The sequence below is a fragment of the Mycobacterium sp. genome (assembly GCF_039583805.1).
Classification (GTDB): Bacteria; Actinomycetota; Actinomycetes; order Mycobacteriales; family Mycobacteriaceae; genus Mycobacterium.
The window spans coordinates 7394-27417 of the sequence record NZ_JAVKSH010000041.1; the positions used below are offsets into that span (position 1 = coordinate 7394).

The 20024-nt window shown below is 70.3% G+C and carries 16 protein-coding genes and 3 pseudogenes; 5 read left to right on the plus strand and 14 right to left on the minus strand.

Translation table 11 applies throughout. The features are described from left to right. Positions 1-124: 124 nt before the first annotated feature. Positions 125-994 (minus strand): ParA family protein, encoded by an 870-nt coding sequence (locus ABDW21_RS07575; protein WP_343600910.1) that lies wholly within the window; start codon positions 992-994, stop codon positions 125-127. 170 nt (positions 995-1164) lie between these two features. Here ABDW21_RS07575 and ABDW21_RS07580 point away from each other — a divergent pair, with 170 nt between their 5' ends. Together ABDW21_RS07580 and ABDW21_RS07585 are read left to right on the plus strand one after the other, a co-directional pair. Continuing rightward, the gene (locus ABDW21_RS07580; protein ID WP_343600909.1) at positions 1165-1917 is read left to right on the plus strand and encodes an O-methyltransferase; all 753 of its coding nucleotides are present in this window, start codon (positions 1165-1167) and stop codon (positions 1915-1917) included. A 186-nt stretch (positions 1918-2103) separates the two neighbouring features. Then, entirely contained in the window at positions 2104-5340 is a 3237-nt protein-coding gene (locus tag ABDW21_RS07585; protein WP_343600908.1) for an SNF2-related protein, read from the plus strand. A 50-nt stretch (positions 5341-5390) separates the two neighbouring features. Here ABDW21_RS07585 and xerD read toward each other — a convergent pair whose 3' ends face one another. The 13 genes from xerD to ABDW21_RS07650 all read right to left on the minus strand — a co-directional run bounded on the left by xerD (position 5391) and on the right by ABDW21_RS07650 (position 18695). After that, complete coding sequence (xerD, locus tag ABDW21_RS07590; protein WP_343600907.1) at positions 5391-6350, minus strand: site-specific tyrosine recombinase XerD; 960 nt, start codon at positions 6348-6350, stop codon at positions 5391-5393. Beyond that, a complete protein-coding gene (locus ABDW21_RS07595) occupies positions 6343-6969 on the minus strand; it encodes an NUDIX hydrolase (RefSeq protein ID WP_343600906.1) in 627 nt (208 codons plus the stop codon). Before ABDW21_RS07595 ends, xerD begins: the two co-directional genes overlap by 8 nt. After that, complete coding sequence (locus ABDW21_RS07600) at positions 6962-8719, minus strand: CTP synthase (RefSeq protein ID WP_343600905.1); 1758 nt, start codon at positions 8717-8719, stop codon at positions 6962-6964. Before ABDW21_RS07600 ends, ABDW21_RS07595 begins: the two co-directional genes overlap by 8 nt. 135 nt (positions 8720-8854) lie before the next feature. Then, positions 8855-9805 (minus strand): copper transporter, encoded by a 951-nt coding sequence (locus tag ABDW21_RS07605; protein WP_343710259.1) that lies wholly within the window; start codon positions 9803-9805, stop codon positions 8855-8857. A 12-nt stretch (positions 9806-9817) separates the two neighbouring features. Continuing rightward, a complete protein-coding gene (gene steA, locus ABDW21_RS07610; protein ID WP_343600903.1) occupies positions 9818-10999 on the minus strand; it encodes a putative cytokinetic ring protein SteA in 1182 nt (393 codons plus the stop codon). A gap of 107 nt (positions 11000-11106) precedes the next feature. Then, on the minus strand, positions 11107-12879 hold the full coding sequence (recN, locus tag ABDW21_RS07615; protein ID WP_343710260.1) for a DNA repair protein RecN: 1773 nt from the start codon (positions 12877-12879) through the stop codon (positions 11107-11109). A gap of 12 nt (positions 12880-12891) precedes the next feature. Beyond that, positions 12892-13815, minus strand: a complete 924-nt coding sequence (locus ABDW21_RS07620) for an NAD kinase (RefSeq protein ID WP_343600917.1) — start codon at positions 13813-13815, stop codon at positions 12892-12894. After that, entirely contained in the window at positions 13812-14621 is an 810-nt protein-coding gene (locus ABDW21_RS07625) for a TlyA family RNA methyltransferase (protein ID WP_343710261.1), read from the minus strand. Before ABDW21_RS07625 ends, ABDW21_RS07620 begins: the two co-directional genes overlap by 4 nt. Positions 14622-14628: 7 nt before the next feature. Continuing rightward, positions 14629-14799, minus strand: a complete 171-nt coding sequence (locus tag ABDW21_RS07630) for a hypothetical protein (protein ID WP_343600900.1) — start codon at positions 14797-14799, stop codon at positions 14629-14631. A gap of 22 nt (positions 14800-14821) precedes the next feature. Continuing rightward, positions 14822-15835, minus strand: a complete 1014-nt coding sequence (locus ABDW21_RS07635) for an HAD-IIA family hydrolase (protein ID WP_343600899.1) — start codon at positions 15833-15835, stop codon at positions 14822-14824. Position 15836: 1 nt separating this feature from the next. Next, on the minus strand, positions 15837-16619 hold the full coding sequence (locus ABDW21_RS07640; protein WP_343600898.1) for a hypothetical protein: 783 nt from the start codon (positions 16617-16619) through the stop codon (positions 15837-15839). A gap of 133 nt (positions 16620-16752) precedes the next feature. Next, entirely contained in the window at positions 16753-18027 is a 1275-nt protein-coding gene (gene tyrS, locus ABDW21_RS07645) for a tyrosine--tRNA ligase (RefSeq protein WP_343600897.1), read from the minus strand. Positions 18028-18083: 56 nt separating this feature from the next. After that, the gene (locus tag ABDW21_RS07650; RefSeq protein ID WP_343600896.1) at positions 18084-18695 is read right to left on the minus strand and encodes a DNA-3-methyladenine glycosylase; all 612 of its coding nucleotides are present in this window, start codon (positions 18693-18695) and stop codon (positions 18084-18086) included. Positions 18696-18844: 149 nt separating this feature from the next. Between ABDW21_RS07650 and ABDW21_RS07655 the strand changes: the two are divergent. From ABDW21_RS07655 to ABDW21_RS07665, 3 pseudogenes are all read left to right on the plus strand, one after another. Further along, a pseudogene (locus tag ABDW21_RS07655) lies at positions 18845-19080 on the plus strand (ABC transporter ATP-binding protein); the annotation flags it as partial. A gap of 14 nt (positions 19081-19094) precedes the next feature. After that, a pseudogene (locus ABDW21_RS07660) lies at positions 19095-19843 on the plus strand (ABC transporter permease). 1 nt (position 19844) lies between these two features. After that, a pseudogene (locus tag ABDW21_RS07665) lies at positions 19845-19958 on the plus strand (TetR/AcrR family transcriptional regulator); the annotation flags it as partial. Positions 19959-20024 lie beyond the last annotated feature (66 nt).

A 20024-nucleotide genomic window follows, 5' to 3' on the forward strand; every position in this document is an offset into this window, starting at 1 on the left:
TGCAGCAGCAGGTCGAACGGCCCCTCGAAATTGGTCAGCGTGACGTGGAAGCCGTTCCGGGTGCCGGCGGACGTGCCGACGGACGTGCCAAGGGATGTGCCGACGGATGTGGTGTCGGGACCGGTCACGCGCCGAGCCGGTCGATGACCTCGCGGGCCAGCGAGCGGTAGGCGTGCGCACCGCCCGATTTCGGCGCCCACATGGTGATCGGTTCGCCGGCGACGCTGGTTTCCGGGAAGCGGACGGTGCGGGTGACGACGGTGTCGAACACCAGGTCGCCGAACCGCTCGACGACCCGGGCCATCACCTCCCGCGAGTTGACGGTCCGCGAGTCGTAGCGGGTGATCAGGATGCCGCTGATCGCCAGCCGAGGGTTGAGCCGGTCGTGCACCTTTTCGACGGTGTCGGTGAGCAACGCCAGGCCGCGCAGCGAGAAGTACTCGCATTCCGTCGGGATGATGACGCCGTCCGCGCAGGCGAGCCCGTTGACGGTGAGCAGGCCCAGCGACGGCTGGCAGTCGATCAGAACGTAGTCGTAGCGGTCGGTCACCGGATGCAGCGCGCGGGCCAGGGTCTGCTCGCGGCCCACCTCGTTGACGAGCTGAATCTCCGCGGCCGACAGGTCGATGTTGCTGGGAATCAGGTCCAGATGCTTGACGCGGGTGTGAATCAGCACGTCATCGGCCGACACCGAGGGTTCGACGAGCAGGTTGTGAACGGTGTGCTCCAGCTCGTAGTGCGGCACACCCAGGCCCGCCGACAGGGCGCCCTGCGGGTCGAGGTCCACCAGCAGCACCCGCCGGCCGTACTCCGCCAGGGCAGCGCCCAGGTTGATCGACGACGTCGTCTTCCCGACGCCGCCCTTCTGGTTGCACATCGCGACGACCTTCGCGGGGCCATGCGAGGTGCGGGGTTTGGGTTCGGGAATCACCCGCGGCGGCCGCCCGGTCAGGCCGAGTTCGACCTGGGGCGTCGCCGCGCCGCTGTCGGTCATGCGTGATCGCCGCTGGCCAGGGCAAACGTATCGGTGGCGAACATCGGCGAAAGTGTAACCCGCGCTAACCCGGCAGCCGGGCATAACCAACCCGGCAGCCGGGCATAAGCCCGGAACGAGGCCGTCACGACCTGCCGGGACGTTCGCCGCACCGGCTTATCCTCGAACGCATGGGTCTCACGCGGCGCATGCCTTTTTTGCGGTGGTCGGTTTTGCGGATGGCGACCGGAGTCCGCAACATCACCAGGACCGGACAGATCGGCGACGGACGCGAGGCGGCGGCCGTCGACTATGTGCTGCGCAACGCCCGCGCGGGCGACATCGACGACGTGGTGGCCACCATCGACCGGTTCGCCTACCAGAAGTCGATGCTGATCAACGTCGGCGACGAGAAGGGCGCCCTGCTCGACGCCGCGGTGCGGCGCGCCGACCCGACACTGGCGCTGGAGTTGGGCACCTACGTCGGCTACGGCGCGCTGCGCATCGCCCGGGCTGCCCCGGCCGCCACGGTCTACTCCGTCGAACTGGCCGAGGCCAATGCCGTCAACGCCCGCAGGGTCTGGGCGCACGCCGGGGTCGAGGACCGGGTGACGTGTGTCGTCGGCACCATCGGCGACGGCGGGCGCACACTGGAGTCGCTGGCCGCCGAGCACGGCTTCGCCGCAGGCGCGCTGGACTTCCTGTTCCTCGACCACGACAAGGACGCCTACCTGCCCGACCTGCAGAGCATCCTCGACCGGGGCTGGCTGCACCCGGGCTCGATCGTGGTCGCCGACAACGTCAAAATGCCGGGCGCGCCGCGCTATCGCGAGTACATGCGAGGTCAGCAGGGCACGCTGTGGAACACCGTCGAACATCGGGCGCACGCCGAGTATCAGACCTTGATCGCCGACCTGGTGCTGGAGTCGGAGTACCTGGGGTAGGTCGGGGCCAGCACCAGGTCGGGGCCAGCACCAGGTCGGGGCCAGCACCAGGTCGGGGCCAGCCAGGTGTGGGCTAGCCAAGTGCGCCGCTGCCACAAGAGCAACCTGAACCTCATTCGCACCAATTCCCGCTGTGCGGCGGCGTGGTGGCGGGCGTATGTCGGACCCCGTTGTTACGGTGCGGGCATGCTGTCGCTGATATATCCGTCGATCGACCTGCACAGAGCGCAATTGCGGCTGGGCGACGCCACGTGTCGCCGCGGACTCGAATATGCCCGCGAGGGACGGGTGGTGCGCTGCGTGTGGAACCCGGACGACGGGACCCTGGTCGGCGCTGTTCGTGGTAGCCGGGGCCGGACCTACGCGACGACGGTGCACCTGTCTGCCGGCCTTGCCGACATATGGACCATCGACAGGGGAAGGTGCTCCTGCCCGATGCAGGTGGACTGCAAACACGTCGCCGCGATCGTGATCGCGGCCAGCGGGAACACCACGACACGCGCCGTACGCACGTCGGCTGCTGGGCCGGCGCCGTCGGCATGGCGAAAGCCGCTGGACGCGTTGTGTTCCCCTGGTTCGCACAGCGAGGCGTTGACCACGCCGCTGGCTGTCGAGCTGGACTGGTCAGCGAGTGGGCTGTCTTCGACCCTGGACGCACGACTGGTGCGGCCGGGCAAGCGCGGCGGCTGGGTCGCCGGTGATCTGAGCTGGAGCAAGTTGGCTGGGCTACGGCACTGCGGCTATCTCGACGCCCATGTTCGCCTGTTGCAGGAGTTCTTCATCACCTACCGGGCGTCATCCTTGAATTTGACTGGCTACTACAGCTATTCGTACGCAGACGTCAAAACGATCTCGCTGTTGAAGTTCGAGTCGCCGCAGTTGTGGCCGCTGCTGGAGGAGGCGCGACGGATCGGGGTGCGGCTGGTGCAGGCGCGGTCCCAGCAGGAGGTGCCGGCCGATGCCACGGCGCGGCTCTGCCTGGACGTCACGACCCACGAGTCCGGCGACCTCGGGGTCACGCCCGTGCTCGAGGTCGGCGGCGCCACGGTGCGGCCGGTCGCGTTCGTCGGATCCTCAGGCCACGGTGTGGTGTATACCGACGGCGGGTTGCGGCTCGCCCGACTGGACAAGCCCGCGCCTGGCGCGCTGCAGCGCATGGCACTGGGCGGCGAGCCGCTGCGCATACCCGTGGCGGAGGAGTCGCGGTTCGCCACGGAGTACTACCCGAGGCTGCGTCACATCGCGGCCGTCACGTCGTCGGACGAGTCGTTCACGCCGCCCGCGATCGTCGGGCCGGCACTGGTCCTGCGGGCCGACCACCAGGCCGAGCACAAACTCGAGTTGACATGGGAGTGGGCATATCGGTTAGACGACAACGAGTTTCGCGTATCGGCCGGCTCTTCGCAGGACGTCGCTTACCGTGACCTGGAAGCGGAGACCGCACTAGCCTCGAGCATCGAAGCGCCGTTGGAGCGTTTCGGGCTCCGCAGCGCCGACGGGACGCTCGTCGCGTCGACGCGATTGTCCGGCATGGACACGATGCGATTCGTCACCGAACTTCAGCCGCTGCTCGCCGAGTTTCCTGATCTTGCGCTGGAGGTGACCGGTGACCCGGTCGACTACCGGGAGGCGAGCAGTTCCCTTGCTATCGGAGTGACCACCGACGCGGTCCCCGGCGAGACTGACTGGTTCGACTTGGGCGTAACGATCAGCGTTGAGGGAAAACAGGTTCCGTTCGTCAGCGTGTTCAGCGCGCTCGCCTCCGGGCAGTCGCACCTGCTGCTTGCTGACGGTGCGTACTTTGCGCTGGACAAGCCGGAGTTGGTGAAGCTGCGCCAGCTGATCGAGGAGGCCCGCGCGCTGACCGACACCGAGGAGGGTCTGCCGCGGATCAGCCGGTTCCAGGCCGGGCTGTTCGACGAACTCGCTGAGCTGGGGGTCGTGACGCGGCAGGCTGACGAATGGCGGCGCCAAGTCGATGGGCTGCGCTCGCTGCAGGGCCTGAAACCGGTGGCCGTCCCGGACAACCTGTGCGCCGACTTGCGCTCCTATCAGGCCGACGGGTTCGCCTGGCTGGCGACGTTGCACGCTCATGGACTCGGCGGCATTCTCGCCGACGACATGGGCCTCGGGAAGACGGTCCAGTCCCTTGCACTGATATGTCATGTCCGGCAACAGAATTCGACCACAGCAACGTTCCTGGTGGTGGCGCCGTCGAGCGTGGTCAGCAACTGGTCCGCTGAGGCGGCTCGGTTCGCGCCGGAGCTGTCGGTGGTCACGATCACCGACACCCTCCGCCGCGCCGGTGCCGACCTCGAGGAGCTGGCCGCAGGGGCTGACATCGTGGTCACCTCCTACACCTTGTTCCGGCTCGACTTCGAGTCCTACGCCGCCCGGGCTTGGTCCGGGTTGATCCTCGACGAAGCTCAGTGTGTGAAGAACCGTCAAGCCAAGACCTACCAATGCGCACGCAAGCTGCCAGCGCCGGTCAAGCTTGCGATCACCGGCACACCGATGGAGAACAACCTGATGGAGCTGTGGTCGCTGTTGTCGATCACCGCCCCCGGGTTGTTCCCGAACCCGACCAAGTTCGCCGACTACTACGCCAAGCCCATCGAGAAGACCGGCGACCCCGAGCTTCTCGCGCTGTTCCGCCGCCGGATCAAACCGCTGGTGAAGCGCCGCACCAAGGAGCTGGTGGCCGCCGAGCTACCCGCCAAGCAGGAACAAGTCCTCGACATCGTCCTGCCGCCCCGGCACCGCACGCTCTACGACAAGCGACTGCAACGGGAACGCCAGAAGGTGCTCGGCCTGCTCGACGACATGCAGCGCAATCGGTTCACGATCCTGAAATCCCTCACCGTGCTGCGGCAGATGGCGCTGCACCCCGGGCTCGTCGACCCGTCACACGACTCGCTGGCCTGCGCGAAGATCGACGCGCTCGCCGAGCACCTGCATGACATCGCCGGCGGCCACCGCGCGCTCGTTTTCAGCCAGTTCACCCGCTTCCTCGCCAGGGTCCGCGATCGCCTCGACACCGAGGGCATCGACTACTGTTACCTGGACGGGCGAACCCGCAACCGCGGCAAGGTGATCCAGCGGTTCAAGGACGGAGACGCGCCGGTTTTCCTGATCAGCCTGAAGGCCGGCGGCTTCGGGCTGAACCTCACCGAGGCCGACTACTGCTTCCTTCTCGACCCGTGGTGGAACCCGGCCACCGAGACCCAGGCCATCGACCGCACCCACCGCATCGGCCAGGTTCGTAACGTCATGGTGTATCGGCTGATCGCCCGCGACACCATCGAAGAGAAGGTGCGAGCGCTCAACGCCCGCAAGGCCAAGCTGTTCGCCAGCGTCATCGACGACGGCAACGCCTTCGGCTCCGCTCTCACCGCCGCCGACATACGTGGTCTGCTGACCTGATCGGCGCGGTCGAGTAGCCGTCGACGTCCGGCGCACGGGCGGTGCGGTGGCTACCGCGCCCGCGGGTGCGCGCCGGCCCACACCTCGCGCAGCGCGTGCACCGTGACCAGCGTGTAGATCTGGGTCGTCGTCACCGAGGCGTGACCCAGCAGCTCCTGCACGACGCGGACGTCGGCGCCACCGTCGAGCAGGTGCGTGGCGAACGAATGCCGCAGCGTGTGCGGCGACACGTCCGACGTGATCCCGGCCCGTTCCGCGGCGTCCTGCAGCACCTGCCACGCGCTTTGCCGCGACAGCCGGCCGCCGCGCGCGTTGAGGAAGATCGCCGGCCCCCCGCGGCCACGGCGGGCCAGCTCGGGCCGGCCCCGCACCAGGTAGGCGTCCAGCGCCGCGACCGCGGGCCGCCCCACCGGGACCAGCCGTTGCTTGCCTCCCTTGCCGCGCAGCAGCACCGAGCGAGCCCGGGTGTCCACATCGTCGATATCCAGGCCGACGGCCTCGGAGATTCGCGAGCCGGTGGAGTACAGCAGTTCCAGCAGCGCCCGGTTGCGCAGCGTCAGCGGTCCGTCGCACGGGTTGTCGCCGCCGGCGGCCTCCAACAACCTCAGCACCTCGTCGACGGTCAGGCTCTTGGGCAGTCGGCGGCCCGGCGTGGGCGGCTTGACGGCCCGTGCCACGTCGACATCGGCCAGCCCCTCGGCGACGGCGAACCGGTGCAGGCCGCGGACCGCGATCAGCGTGCGCGCCGCTGACACCGCCGACAGCGGTGACACCCCGGCGTCAGGGTCGCCGCGCCGCAGCGCCAGCAGAAATTCGCTGACGTCGTGTTCGCCGACCTTGGCCAGGTCGTCGATGCCGCGGATGGCGAGGTGCTGACGGTAGCGGCGCAGATCCCGGCGGTACGAGCTCAAGGTGTTGCTCGCCACGCCCCGCTCGATCGTGAGGTGGTCGAGGTAACCCTGCACCTGGCGCTCCAGCGGTGGCGCCGTCGTGGTGTGCGACTCAGCCATGGCCGGCCCGCCGGGCGGCGAACAACCTCGGCTTGTCGACCCACGGCGCATCCACCGGCCGCGGTTGCGCCAGCCCTTGGCGCACCGCGTGGGCCGCCAGGATACCAGCTGCCGCAAGGGAATTGACGATCTGCCCGGCCAGCACCCACCGGACCGCCTCGTCGAGGGGATACCAGTGCACCGTCATGTCGGCTTCCTCGTCGTGCGCCTCGGGCCGACCCACGTGGGTGAGTCCGGTGGCCAGAAACACCCGCACCGACTCGTCGCTGAAACCGGGCGTGGAATCCAGGTCCAGCAACACCCGCCAGGTGTCTGCACGCAGACCGGCTTCCTCGCGCAGCTCGCGTGCAGCCGTCAGGTGCGGCGGCTCGCCGTCGACGTCGAGCAGCCCGGCGGGCAGCTCCCACAGCCGCCGGCCGAACGGGTGGCGGTACTGGTAGACCAGCGGGATGTTGCCGTCGTCGTCGATCGCGACGACGCCCACAGCGCCGTAGTGCTCGACAACCTCGCGTGCCACGATCTTTCCGCCGGGCATTCGCACATGGTCGGTGCGCAGAGCGAAAATCTTTCCGGTGTAGAGGGTTTCAGACGACGTCGTCTCGAAGACGTGCTCAGCCACGACGAGCGGGTTCGGGTTGGGACAGCGACTGCCCGGCGCCGGCGCGGGGGTCGCTGCCGTTGGACCGCTGTTCGGGAATCTCGACGGGCAGCCGCTCGCCGGCCTCGTAGTCGAGGGCCGCTTTGACGAAAGCGACGAACAGCGGGTGGGGACGGGTCGGTCGGCTCTTCAGCTCCGGATGCGCCTGGGTGCCGACGACGAATGGGTGCATCTCCGGCGGGTATTCGACGAACTCCACCAGCTGGCCGCCGGGGGAAGTACCCGAGAATCTCAGCCCGCTTTCGGCGATCTTGTCCCGGTAGGCGTTGTTGACCTCGTAGCGATGCCGATGCCGCTCGGACACCTGTGTCGACTGATATGCTTGGGCGACAACGGAATCCGGCTCCAACACCGCAGGATAGGATCCCAGCCGCATGGTTCCGCCGAGGTCGGCGTCGCCGGTCACGATGTCCTGCTGGTCGGGCATCGTGCAGATCACCGGATCCGGGGTGTGCGGGTCGAACTCCGCCGAGTTGGCGTGCGTGAGGCCGACGGAGCGTGCGGCCTCGATCACGATGCACTGCAACCCCAGACACAGTCCCAGCACTGGAAGGCCTCGCGACCGCGCGTAGGTGATGGCGCCGATCTTGCCCTCGATTCCGCGAATCCCGAAGCCGCCCGGTATCAGCACACCGTCCACGCCGGCAAGCGCCGCCGCGGCGCCGGTGAGGGTTTCGCAGTCGTCGGACGCCACCCAATGCATGTCGACCTTCGCGTGGTGGCTGAAACCGCCGGCGCGAAGAGCTTCGGTGACCGACAGGTACGCGTCGGAAAGCTCAACATATTTGCCCACCAACGCGATTCGGACCGTCTCCTGCGGCTCGTAGACCCGGCGCAGCAGATCGTCCCATTCGGTCCAGTCGACGTCGCGGAAGGGCAGGTTCAGCCGCCGCACCACGAAGGCGTCGAGCTCTTCGCGGTGCAGCACCTTGGGAATGTCGTAGATCGACGGCGCATCCGGAGTGGAGATGACGCCGTCGATGTCGACGTCGCACATCAACGCGATCTTGTTCTTCAGCGCTTCGGGCACGTCGCGGACGCAGCGCAGGATCAACGCGTCCGGCGTGACGCCGATGCTGCGCAGAGCCGCCACCGAGTGTTGGGTCGGCTTGGTTTTCAGCTCACCCGACGGCGCCAGGTAGGGAACCAGCGACACGTGCAGGAAGAACACGTTCTCCCGGCCGAGATCGTGCCTCACCTGGCGGGCCGCCTCCAGGAAGGGCTGCGATTCGATATCCCCCACCGTGCCGCCGATTTCGGTGATGACGACGTCCGGGCGGTTGCCGTCGGCGTCGGGCTCTGACATGGCCAGGATGCGGCGCTTGATCTCGTCGGTGATGTGCGGGATCACCTGGACGGTGTCACCCAGGTACTCGCCGCGACGCTCCTTGGCGATGACCGACGAATACACCTGCCCGGTAGTGACATTCGCCGAGCCGGACAGGTCGCGGTCGAGGAATCGCTCGTAGTGCCCGACGTCGAGATCGGTCTCGGCGCCATCCTCGGTGACGAAGACCTCGCCGTGCTGGAACGGGTTCATGGTGCCCGGGTCGACGTTGAGATACGGGTCGAGCTTTTGCATGGTGACCTGCAGGCCGCGCGCGGTCAGCAACTGGCCGAGGCTGCTGGCCGTCAAGCCCTTTCCGAGCGAGGACACGACGCCACCGCTGACGAAGAGGTGCTTGGTGGTGGTGTGCGGGTGCTTGCGCAATCGAGCAACCTCCGTGAAGACGGCGCAGGGCTGGCGCTGTGACAGGCCGTTTGCCAGCCCTGTGTTGGGCCTGCCGACCCACGGAACCCCACCCTAACACCGCCGTCGCCGCGACGTCGCTGACACGCCCGCCGGTTACTGAGCGACTGTGAGGGCCGACGCGCCGCGACCCGTGCCGTACTGGCCGGTGTGGCCGCCGTTGATCTCCTCGGCCAGGCCCAGGATCACGGTGATCCGGCCCGGCTCGGCGTCAATGTCGTCGACGGTGCTGATCACGGCGGTGATCGCCGGATCGGCCCGGGCCACCGCGACCGCGGCGGTGCCGGTCGACGAGCCGGCGCGACCGGCCAGCACCGTGCCCGAGCCGTGCGGCGCGAGCGCGGCGGCGAACCGGGCCACGCTGGCACCTCGGTTTCCGGCGTCGTCGCCCAGCGCGCCACCGGTGATGACGACGGCCGCGTTGGCTGCGCCGATGTGCTGGTCGCGGTAGGAGCGGTAGGTGATGAAGCCGGCGTCGCGCAGCGCGGCCAGCACGGTCTCACGCTGTGCGTCGTCGACGGCGCCGACCGCTTGGTCCCGGTTGATCAGCAGCGCGATCCCGAGCAGGTCACCGGCCTGAGAGCCCTCGTCGACAAGTGTGGTGCTCAGCTGCGCGCCCGCCGGCACGATCGGCGAGTTGACCACCGTGCGCAGCTTCTCCGCGGAGTTGGCCTCGACGAACTCCGCGGTCAGGGACACCGTGCCGCTCACCGCTCCCCCGGCCTGGCCGACGAGCGTGGACACCGAGCCGACGTCGTCGGCGGCGGCATCCGGGGTGCGGAAAATGACGACCGACTTGCCGTTGAGGCTGTCGTGCACCATCCGCGTCGCCATCTGGGTGTCGAAAGCGTCTGCTGCACTGAGCCTTTCGCTCATGACATTCTTTTGGTCGTCGAGCGAGTTGATCTGGGCCGCCAAATCCCGCTTCTCTGCCCGCAACCCGGACAACAGGGTGTCGGAGAGCACCCCGGAGCCGAGCACCACGCCCACGGCAAGCGCAAGGAATACCGCGGCTAGTGAGATCACATGGTGGCGTTGAGATATCACTGGCGCGCCCTTCTAGGCGACCCAGCCCTGTACCCACAGCGAGAAGCTGTCCCAGTGCTCGACGATCCAGTGTGTCACCAGCGCGTCAGTGCGCGACACCCAGAGCACGAGGATGACGGCGAGCATCATGGCCATCACCAGCAGGGCGACGACGCCACCGGACATCCGGTTGTGGTACAGAGTGGCAACGGCTTTGGCGTCCACGATCTTCTCCCCCACCCGCAGCCGGGTCAAAAACGTCGAGGGGTTGCTCTGCTGGCGGGTGCGGTCGAAGAACGTCTCGATGTTGGCGGTGTGACCGGCGGTGACCAGCAGCGCCGCGCCGTGGTGGTCGGCCAGCAGCAGCGCCAGGTCGGTGGCCGAGCCCGCGGCCGGGAACGTCATCGCGCCGACCCCGAGATCCTGGATGTGCTCCAGGCCGGGAGCGTGGCCGTCGGCGTCGGCCGGCAGCACCACCTGGGCGCCGCACTTGAGCACCTCGGCGCTGAGATCGCTGGGGTCGCCGACGATGAGCTGCGGGCGATAGCCCGCCTTGCTGAGCACGTCGGCGCCGGCGTTGACGCCGATCAGGACCGGTCGGTACTCCTTGATGAAGGGCTTGAGGCGCTTGAGGTCGTCGGCGGCGTGCGGCTCGTCGGCGACGATCACGACGTGGCGGCGGCGCAGGTCGACGTCGATGTCGGGGATGCCGACACCGTCTATGAGCAACGGGCTTTCGCTGCGGATGAACTCGATGGTGTTGCCGGCGAACGCCTCCAGATGGGCGATCAGCCCGCTCTTGGCCTCCTGCATCAGGTCGGCGATCTCGTGGTCGGTGCGCTCGGTGCCGCAGATCAACCGCCGGTCCCCGGCGTACACCCCGCCGTCGTAGAGTCGGATCTTGGCGCCGTCCTTGACCTTCTTGAAGACTTCCGGTCCGGTCTCGTCGACCAGTGTCACGCCGTTGGCGACGAGCACCTCCGGGCCCAGGTTCGGGTAGCGGCCCGACACGGATGGGGACGCGTTGACGACGGCGGCGACCTCGGCGTCGACGAGCGCGTCGGCGGTGATCCGGTCCAGGTCCAAGACATCCAGGACGACGATGTCGCCGGGGCATACCCGGCGCAGCAGTCGGTCGACGTCACGATCCACCCGGGCGGTGCCGACGACGCCGGGCCGCTCGGTGCTGCGGGACAACAGGGCTGGCATCCTCATGAAGGGTGATTCTGGCGGCCAACCCAGGCTCGAACCGGGAGGCGCGCCGTAACAACAGCCTCACAAGTTCTTCTTCGTCACATTCGCCACACGATCAGGTCGCCGGGTCAGGACACCGAACTCCGGTCGCGGCGGGCGGTCTCGAGCAGCTCACGGGCATGGGCGCGGCCGCTGTCGGACTCACCCAGGCCGGCCAGCATCCTGGCCAGCTCGGCAACCCGCTGCTCGCCGTCGAGGCGGCGCACCCCGCCGGCCCCGTCTTTCCCGCTGCCGTCCACCATCAGGTGCACGTCGGCGTAGGCGGCGACCTGAGGCAGATGCGTCACCACGATGACCTGGCGGGTGCGGGCCAGCCGCGCCAGCCGCCGGCCGATCTGCACCGCGGCCCGCCCTCCGACACCGGCGTCGACCTCGTCGAACACCATCGTGGCGCCCGCCGCCAGCTTCCGGGAAGTCGCCAGCACCACCTCCAGCGCCAGCATCACCCGCGACAGCTCACCGCCCGACGCGCTCTTGGACAGCGGCAGCACCGCCGTGCCGCGGTGTGCGGAGAAGCCGAACTCGACCTGGTCGACGCCGTCGCTGCCGGCGTGGACCAGCTCACCGGAGGCCAGTCGCAGCGCGGCGGGGTCGTCCGGGTCGGCCGGCGCCGGGGTCACCGCGACGGTGAACTGCGCGTCGGCCATCGCCAGCCCGGACAGCTCGGCGGTGACGGCGGCGGCCAGCTGCTCGGCCGCCGCGCCGCGGGCGGTGCTCAGCCCGGTTGCCGCGTCGGCCAGTCGGGCCGCCGACTCCTCGACCCGACGGCGCAGACCGGCCAGCGCCGCGTCGGAGACGTCCAGGCTGTCCAGCCGATCCCGCGCCGCCCGGGCCCAGGCCAGCACGCCGTCGATGTCGGCGGCGTACTTGCGGGTCAGCGTGCGCAGTTCGGCCTGGCGGGCCAGCTTGGCGTCCACCGCGCCGGCATCGGCGGGCAGCTCATCGAGATAGCGGCCCAGCTCACCGGCCGTGTCGGTGACCAGTGTCAGCGCCTCGCCGAGCCGGTCCGCCAACTCGCGCAGGGCGTCGTCGTCGGTCGATTCCAGCGCCGACTTCGCCCGCCCCAGACCCTCGGCCGCCGACACCGACTCCGTCGCCGCCTCGTCGGCGTCACCGGCCAGCGCGGCGCGGGCGCCGGCCGCCGCCTCCCGCAACGAGTCCAGCTCGGAGAGCCGCCGGATGTCGACGATCAGCGCGTCGTCTTCGCCCGGCGCCGGGCACACGCCGTCGATTTCATGCAGGGCGAATTTCAGCCGGTCGGCCTCCTGGGCTAACTCACGCGACCGGTCGGCCCGGTCGACGAGGTCGCGCCGCGCCGACTTCCACTCGTCGCGCAGTGCGCGGTAGTGCGCCAGCCTCTCGCCGACGTCGGCGAACCGGTCCAGCGCGCCGCGCTGTTCGTCCGGCCGCATCAGCCGCAGCTGGTCGTTCTGGCCGTGCAGGGTGAGCAACTCGGCGGTGAAGCCGGTCAGCGATTTGGCGGGCACGCTGCGGCCGCCGAGGTAGGCGCGGGACGGCCCGTCGCGGCTGACCGAGCGCAGCGCGATCACGCTGCCGTCGTCGTCGCGCTCCGCTCCCGACGAGGCCAGGATGTCGTCGATCCGCGCGGCGGCGGCCTCGTCGAGATCCTCGGTGCTGAACCGCCCTTCGACCACGGCACGTCCGGCTCCCGAGCGCACCCGGGTGGCGTCGGCGCGACCACCGCCGAGCAGGTGCAGGCCCGTCACCACCATGGTCTTGCCGGTGCCGGTCTCCCCGGTCAACACGGTCAGGCCGCTGTCGAACTCGGCGGTCGCGACGCTGATCGCGCCCAGCGACTCGATCCGTACCTCAGTGAGCACCGGTCGGCACCGCTACCGCCCGCGCCAGCCGGTGACCGGCAGCTGGAACTTGCGCACCAGGCGGTCGGTGAACGGCGCGCTGTCCAGACGTGCCCACCGCACCGGCGTGCCCGACCGCGTCACCTCGAGCCGTCCCCCGGCCGGCACCAGCATCTCCCGGCGGCCGTCGCAGAACACCAGGGCGTCGTGCCCGCCGGCCTCGACTTCGATCGCGATGGCCGCGTCCGGGCTGGTCACCATCGGCCGGGCGAACAGCGCGTGAGCGTTGTTGGGCACCAACAGGATCGCCTCCAGGTCCGGCCACAGCACCGGGCCGCCGGCCGAGAACGCATACGCCGTGGACCCGGTCGGTGTCGACACCAGCACCCCGTCGCAGCCGAACGTCGACACCGGGCGCCCGTCGACCTCGACGACCACCCCCAGCACACCCAGCCGGGGTCCCTTCTCCAGGCTGGCGTCGTTGAGCGCCCACCCGGTGTCGACGACGCGGCCCTCGACACGCACCGCGACGTCCAGCGTCAGCCGGTCCTCCACCCGGTAGTCGCGGGCGACGACGCGCTCCAGCACGCTGTCGATGGCCTCGGCCTCGGCCTCGGCCAAGAAGCCGATCCGGCCCAGGTTGACGCCCAGCACCGGAATCCCGGCGTTGCGGGCCAGCTCGGCCGCGCGCAGGAAGGTGCCGTCGCCGCCGAGCACCATCACCAGCTCGCAGTCCCGGGCGGCGTGCGGATCGGCGTCGACCACCTCGATGTCGACGCCCCGCGCCCGCAGGTCGCCGGGGTCCAGGTGCACCGAGCCCCGGTCGACCGCCTCGGCGGACAACACCCGAAGGCCGATATCGTTGTCGCCCAACGTTTTCTCGACCCGTCGCGCGGTGTCGGTGGCTTCCGCGCGCCCGGTGTGCACCACCAGCAGCACGGTGCGTTCCAGCGTCATTGCGGGCCGGCCCTCACCGCGGCGCCGACCGCGCACGCCAGCTCCTCGCCGGACAACCCCCGATCGGTCCGGCTGCGCAGCCACAGGAAGTACTCGACGTTGCCCGACGGGCCCGGCAGCGGGCTGGCGGCGACGCCGACGGTGTGCCAGCCCAGCTGCCCGGCCCGCTGCGCGACGGCCAGCACCGAGTTCGCCCGCAGCGCCGGGTCGTGCACCACCCCGCCCGGCCCGACCTGGCCCCTGCCCACCTCGAACTGCGGCTTCACCAGGGGAACGATATCGGCGTCGGGCACCGCGCACGCAGTCAGCGCGGGCAGCACCAGGGTCAGCGAGATGAACGACACGTCGGCGACGATCACCTCGACGGGGCCGCCGATGGCAGCCGGTGACAGTTCGCGCACGTTGGTCCGCTCCACGACCACCACCCGCGGGTCCGATCGCAGCTTCCAGGCCAGCTGGCCGTAGCCGACGTCGACGGCCACCACTTCCCGCGCACCGCGGTCCAGCAGCACGTCGGTGAACCCTCCGGTCGACGCGCCGGCATCCAAGCAGCGCCGGCCGGCCACGTCGACGGCGAACGCGTCGAGCGCACCGAGGAGCTTGTGCGCGCCCCGCGACGCCCAGCTGCGCGCCGGCTCGGCGGCGACGCGCAGGGCCGCGGTCACCGCGACCGCGGTGCCGGGTTTGACCGCCGGCATGCCGTCGATGCTCACCTTGCCGGCATCGATGAGCTCGGCGGCCTGACGGCGGGATCGGGCCAGCCCGCGCCGGACCAGCTCGACGTCAACACGGGCGTGCCGTGGCACCGCACACTCAGCCCTTCTCCGCCGACTCCAGGGCCGCCACCAGCATGTCGTGCGCGGCGGAGAGCCGGCGCGCGATCTCGTCGAGATCGGTGCCGGCCGGCGCGCCGTCGGCGCAGTCGGGCAGCGCTGCGAGCACGCCGTCGATCTGAGCGCGGATCCGGTCGGGGTCGGTGGTCATCGCGCTCCCTACGCTAGCCGATTCAGGCCGGCAACCAGCGCCGCAGGGCGGCGTGGGCGGTGTCGTCGGCGGCCCGGACGGCAACCGGCCCGTCCAGGTGGGCGGCCCACACCGCATGGGCGACGGCGCGCACCACCGACAGCCCGTCGCGGCCGCGGTCGCCGGTTGGGTCGTGGCCGCGGGCGCCGACCACCGCCGCGCCGCCGGCGATCTCGACGTGCCACACCGACTGCGGCGCCACCGCGAGCATCGCGGCGTCCCGATGCAGCGCGCGCAGGTCTTCGCCGATGTAGCGGGGCCGCTGCGCGGGCACCGCGTTCACCGCGTCGCGGGCGGAGCTGGCGCCGGTGAGCACCAGCAAGCTCGGCAGGCCGGCGGCGTTGGCGGCGGCGATGTCGGTGTCCAGCCGGTCGCCGACCACCAGCGGCGCGCGAAAGTCGCCGCGGGCCAACGCATCCGCGATCAACGCCGGCGACGGTTTGCCGGCCACCTGCGGTTCGGATTCGGTGGCCGTGCGCAGCGCGGCCACCATCGACCCGTTGCCGGGCAGCAGGCCCCGTTCCGACGGCAGGGTGGGATCGGCGTTGGCCGCCACCCACAGCGCCCCGGCCCGGATGGCCAGCGCCGCCTCGGCCAGGTCGGCCCAGCCGGTTTCGGCGGAGTGGCCCTGCACCACCGCGTCGGGCTCGTCGTGGAACCGGCGCACCGGGCGAAGCCCCACCGCCGCGACCTCGTCGGCCAGCGACTCGGTGCCGACGACCAACACCCGCGACCGCGGGGGCAGCTGGGCGGCCAGGACACGGGCCGCGCTCTGCGCGCTGGTGACGACGGCGTCGGCGGGCGTGGGCAGCCCGAGGTCGCTCAGGTGGGCGGCGACCTGCTCCGCGCTGCGCGACGCGTTGTTGGTGACGAACAGCGTGCGGCCCGGCACGGCGGCCAGCGCCTCCGCCGCGCCGTCGGTCAGCCGGTGCCCGTGGAAAACGGTCCCGTCGAGATCGAGCAGCAGGCAATCATATTGCTGCGCAACGGTTCCCACGTCAACCAAGCTCGCTCGCCCGGTCTTCGGCGTCGGTGACTCCGTCGACGTCGGCAGCAGCGGCCCGCAGGAACCAGTGCAGCGCCTCGGCGCCGCGGTGCAGCGCCAGCAGCGTCTCGGCGTAGGCGTAGCACAACCGCGCGGCGGTCGTCCCGGTGCGCGCCGGATCCAGCTGCGGCGTCGACAAGACGGTCAGCGCCTGGTCGAGCTGACCGAGGTCGGCGCGCGCGCCGGCGGCGACGATCCGCAGCTCGTCGGCGGCGTCGCCGGTCAGCCCGGCCGCCTCGGGTCCGCGCGCCAGCTCCAGCGCGCGCTCCGGCCGGCCGAGCCCGCGTTCGCAGTCGGCGATGAGCGCGAGCAGCGCAGATCTGCTGCCCATCCGGCGGGCCGCGCGCAGCTCGGCCAGCGCCTGTGCCCAGTCGCCGCAGCGGTAGGCCGCGATTCCGACGGCTTCGCGGACGGCGGCGATGCGGGCGGACAGCGCGCGGGCGGCCCGCGCGTGAGCGAGGGCGGCCTGCGGATCGTCGTCGAGCAGCTCACCCGCCACCACCAGGTGACAGGCCACCGCGTCGGCCGTGGCGCGGTCCAAAGTGCTGAGCTCACGGCGGATTTCGGGCGCCAGCTGGTTGGCCTCGACGCCCGGCGGGATGTGCGGCGCGCCCTCGGGCGCCGTGCGTGGCCCGCTGCGTGGACGACCCCCGCTGTATGGACGGCCCCCGCTGTATGGACGACTGGAGTCCGGCTGCCGTTCGGCCCCGCCGTGCGTGTCCCTGACCACTGTCACCTCGGATCTTTCACCTCGATCATTCACCTGGACCGTGCACCGCGATCATCGGTTACGTTGCTGTGCTGGTTACGTTGCTGTGCTGGTTACGTTCCTGTGCCGGTTACGTTCCTGTGCGGGGGGCGCCGTCCGCTCAGCCGGGTCGTTCCACCCCTGCGACGTTTCGCTTGCCGCGCCGCAGCACCAGCCAGCGGCCGTGCAGGAAATCCGTCGGCCGGGGCGCCCAGTTCTCGTCGTCGACACGGGTGTTGTTCACCGACACGCCGCCCTCGGCGATGGTGCGGCGCGCCGCGCCCCTGGTCGGCGACAGGCCGGCGGCAACCAGCAGGTCGACGATGCCGTCCGGGGCGCCGGGCGCCAGCTCGGCCACCGGGGTCTCGCGCAGCGCGGCGGTCAGCGTCGACTCGTCCAGCAGCGCGAGCTCGCCGCGGCCGAACAATGCTCGGCTGGCGTGTTCGACGGCAGCGGTGGCCGCCTCGCCGTGCACCAGGGTGGTCAGCTCGCCGGCGAGTCGCCGTTGCGCGGCCCGGTCCTGCGGCCGTGCGGAGGTGGCCTGCTCCAGCTCGGCCAGCTCCTCGGCGGACAGGAACGTGAACCAGCGCAGGTAGCGGATCACGTCGGCGTCGGCGGTGTTGACGAAGTACTGATACCACGCGTACGGGGTGGTCAGCTGCGGGTCCAGCCACACGTTGGCGCCGCCGGTGGATTTGCCGAATTTCGTGCCGTCAGCAGCCGTCACCAGCGGGACGGTGAGCGCATGCACGGCCGCACCCATCCTCTGGCGCACCAGGCGAACCCCGGCGACGATGTTGCCCCACTGGTCGGATCCGCCGATCTGCAGGACGCAGCCGTGGCGCTGGAACAACTCGACGAAGTCGTTGGCCTGCAACAGCATGTAGCTGAACTCCGTGTAGGAGATTCCGTCGGAGTCCAGGCGGCGCCGGATGGTGTCCCGGTCCAGCATCACGTTGACCGAGAAGTGCTTTCCGACGTCGCGCAGCAGGTCGATCGCCGACATGGCGGCGGTCCACTCGAGGTTGTTCTCGACGATGGCGCCCGTCGGGGACCCGTCGAAGTCGACGAACCGCTCCAGCTGGCCGCGGATCCGTTCGGTCCACTCGCGGACCGTGTCGGCGGCGTTGAGCACCCGTTCGCCGCTGTCGCGGGGGTCGCCGATCAGCCCGGTGGCCCCGCCGGCGAGCACGATGGGACGATGCCCGGCGCGCTGGAAGCGCCGCAGCGCCAGCAGCGGCACCAGGTGACCGGCGTGCAGGCTGGGCGCGGTGGGGTCGAAGCCCGCGTAGAGCGTGACCGGTCCCCGGGCAGCCTCGGCGGCCAGCGCGTGGAGGTCGGTGCACTGGGCGATCAGCCCGCGCCAGCCGAGTTCGTCGAGAATCGACATGCTCACAGTCGTCGATCTTTGCGCATCTGGCGCCGTGGTCGGCGACGGGCCGGACGTGGCGGTCAGTCGCCGGCCCCGGGCGCCGGCGCGCGGGGGCTGCGCCGGTACGCCGAGACCTCCGGTCGGCCGGCCAGCCACAACCGCCACGGCCGGTCCGCGGCGACGCTGACGCCGACCCGGGGCCCGGACACCGCCGTCAGCGGGCCGCCGAGTTCCAGCCGGACCGGGCTGTCGGGGTCGAACAGGTCGATCCCGTTGTCTGCCATGGTGATTCCCAGCGCGGCGCACAGGTTGCCCGGTCCGCGCGCCAGCCCGGCCGGGCGGGCCGACGCGCCCCGCCGGGACCGGGCGACGTCGGCGCCGCTGCCGATCGCGCCGGCCCGCAGCAGGACGGCGGCCGCGGTGGCGTCGGGGCCGCAGGCGACGTTCGCGCACACGTGGATTCCGTGGCTGCGGTAGGTGTACAGCCGTCCGGGGGGCCCGAACATCACCGCGTTGCGGCCGCTGATGCCGCGGTAGGAGTGCGCCGCGGCGTCGGGCCACGGCCCGTCGGGCACCCCGCCGTAGGCCTCGACCTCGACGATCACCGCGCTCACGCCGCGCCCGGTGAGGGTGGCGCCGAGCAGCCGGTGCGCGGCCGCGACCGGGTCGACCGCGAGTTCCTCAGCGCTCACCGGACAGATTGTGCCCGCGGGGTTTTGACGGGAACGCCACCGGGGCCGATGTTCATCACGTGGTGACTTCATCAGGTGATGAATTATTCGCCGAGGACGCGGACGCCGCCGTCGACGTCAACCGGCTCCGGGTCATCCGGGGTGGGCGCCCGGCGCTGCACGCCGATCTTTGGGCTCAGTTCGCCGAGCTGGCCCGCGCCGGCACCACATTGCTGGTCACGTGATGGACGCAGCCGACCACTGCGGTGACCTGGCGCTGATGCGCGAAGGCCGGTTGGTCGCGCACAACACCCCGACCCGACGACGAACGGACACCGGATGCGCGTCGTTGGAGCAAGCGTTCCTGTCCGTCATCACACGCAGTACCGCGCGCCAAGCCGGGTAGGGCTGAGGGATTTCCTGACGCCCTACCCGGCGACCACGTTGCGGATCCTGCGCCAACTGGTCGCCGACCGCCGCAGCGTCGCGATGATCCTGCTGGTGCCCGTCCTGGTGCCGACGCTGATGTACTTCATGTTCGAAAATGCCCCGCATCCGCCGGGCGCCCCGTCGCCGTTCCACAACGCCTGCCTCATCCTGTTGAGCCTGTTCCCGCTCTTCGTGATGTTCGTCATCACGGCGATCACCATGCAGCGCGAACGGTTTCGGGCACCTTGGAGCGCATCCTGACCACACCGCTGCGCCGGCTCGACCTGCTCCTCGCCTACGGCACCGCGTTCTCCGTCGCCGCCGCGGCGCAAGCCATGCTGGCCTGCGCCGTGTCGTTCTGGCTGCTCGGCTTCGACACCGCAGGCAGTCCGATGTGGGTGTTCGCCATCGCGATCGTCAACGCCGTGCTCGGCGTGGGTTTGGGCCTGCTGTGTAGTGCGTTCGCCCGCACGGAGTTTCAGGCCGTGCAGCTCATCCCGCTGGTGATGGTGCCGCAGCTGCTGCTGGCCGGCATCATCGTGCCCCGGGCGCTGATGGCGCACTGGTTGCAGTGGATCAGCGACGCGCTGCCGGCCAGCTACGCGCTGGAGGCGCTGCAACAGGTGGGAACGCATCCGCAGCTGACCTACGTCGCGGTGCGCGACATCGTCGTGGTGCTGTGTTTCGCGATCGCCGCGTTGTGCCTGGCGGCGGCGACATTGCGTCGACAGACACCCTGAAGTGACCGCGCAAGCACGACGCAGGCGGCCCGGGCGCCCGGCTGGCGTCTCCGACAAACGGGTGCGGATCTTGACTAACGCAAGGGAACTGTTTGCGCGCAGCGGGATTACTAAGGCGTGCATTAGTATGGTGACTTAGGCGGTGATGTAGGCGAGGTTGGGATCAGCGAAGAATCCCCGA

Coding starts and splice junctions, on each gene's coding strand:
- xerD (WP_343600907.1), bottom strand. CDS start 6,350: ATGGCTGAGTCGCACACCACGACGGCGCCACCGCTGGAGCGCCAGGTG.
- steA (WP_343600903.1), bottom strand. CDS start 10,999: ATGAGGATGCCAGCCCTGTTGTCCCGCAGCACCGAGCGGCCCGGCGTC.
- ABDW21_RS07630 (WP_343600900.1), bottom strand. CDS start 14,799: ATGACCACCGACCCCGACCGGATCCGCGCTCAGATCGACGGCGTGCTC.
- ABDW21_RS07620 (WP_343600917.1), bottom strand. CDS start 13,815: ATGACGCTGGAACGCACCGTGCTGCTGGTGGTGCACACCGGGCGCGCG.
- ABDW21_RS07575 (WP_343600910.1), bottom strand. CDS start 994: ATGACCGACAGCGGCGCGGCGACGCCCCAGGTCGAACTCGGCCTGACC.
- ABDW21_RS07580 (WP_343600909.1), top strand. CDS start 1,165: ATGGGTCTCACGCGGCGCATGCCTTTTTTGCGGTGGTCGGTTTTGCGG.
- ABDW21_RS07585 (WP_343600908.1), top strand. CDS start 2,104: ATGCTGTCGCTGATATATCCGTCGATCGACCTGCACAGAGCGCAATTG.